General features: G+C 69.9%; 1 pseudogene. It reads left to right on the top strand.

The features are described from left to right. Positions 1–31: 31 nt before the first annotated feature. Positions 32–282: pseudogene (locus tag SB751_RS29715) on the top strand (SAM-dependent methyltransferase); the annotation flags it as partial.

Here is a 282-nt window from a genome sequence, read left to right as displayed (position 1 = left end):
CCCGCTTTTCTTTGCCCTAGGAGTCTTCATCATGCAACGTGCCCATTCGTCCCATTCGCCCGCCCGCCGCTGGCCCCTCATGGCATCGGCGCTGGCGCTGGCCCTGACCCTTGCGGTGCTGGCCGAGGCCCGCGCCGATGCCGCCAGCCCGCGGGCTGCCGCGACCGAAGACTACGTGCCCGATGTCGGCCAGGATGGCAAGGACGTCATCTGGGTGCCGACCCCGCAGGCCCTGGTCGACAAGATGCTCGACATGGCCCGGGTCACGCCGCGGGACCGGTT

This window comes from Cupriavidus sp. SIMBA_020, assembly GCF_046535395.1.
Taxonomy (GTDB): Bacteria; Pseudomonadota; Gammaproteobacteria; order Burkholderiales; family Burkholderiaceae; genus Cupriavidus; species Cupriavidus campinensis.
The sequence above is the reverse complement of the archived record's forward strand: the minus strand, read 5'-3'. Positions and strand labels throughout refer to the sequence as shown.